This window comes from Deinococcus indicus, assembly GCF_002198095.1.
Taxonomy (GTDB): domain Bacteria; phylum Deinococcota; class Deinococci; order Deinococcales; family Deinococcaceae; genus Deinococcus; species Deinococcus caeni.
Map to the genome: position 1 here is coordinate 8,021 of NZ_NHMK01000032.1, position 608 is coordinate 8,628.

The window sequence follows — 608 nt, forward strand, 5'->3', positions numbered from 1 at the left end:
TCACCACAGGAGGCTCGGCTCAAGGAGTTGGAACGGGAACTGGAAATTGCGCGACAGGAGCGCGATATCTTGAAAAAAGCGCTGGCCTGTCTTGGCCAGAACAGCACCCGTATGGGGCTTGGCCGCTTTTTCGCGAAGCAACCCTGATCTTCAAGTCCACCCTGCGGCACCAGAACGAGTTCCCAGTGGAACTGATGTGCCGGGTTCTCGAGGTGAGCATCAGCGGGTACTACGCTTCGTGGGGAAGGCCGGAGAGCGAGAGGATCACGAAAGATCGCGTGTTGACGGAGAAAATCAGGACCAGCTTCGAGGAGAGCCGGGGAACGTATGGGGCCTTGCGCATCAAAGCCGACCTGCATGAACAGGGCGAGCGGGTCAGCCGTCAGCGGATCGGGCGACTCATGCGACAAGCGGAGCTTGTCGCGCGTGGCAAGCGGAAGTTCCGGATGACGACCAAAGTGAAATCCTCCCGCCCAGTCGCGGAAAACATCCTGGCCAGAGAGTTCACCACGGACGGCCCGAACCAGAAGTGGGTGACGGACATCACGTATCTACCGACGCATGAGGGCTGGCTGTACCTGGCGACGGTGATGGACCTGTATTCGCGG

Annotated in this window: 1 protein-coding gene; it reads left to right on the top strand. The window is 59.9% G+C overall.

The features are described 5' to 3' along the window. Positions 1-161: 161 nt before the first annotated feature. Positions 162-608, top strand: a 447-nt coding sequence (locus CBQ26_RS22065; protein WP_280522611.1) for an IS3 family transposase, incomplete at its 3' end; no start/stop codon positions are given.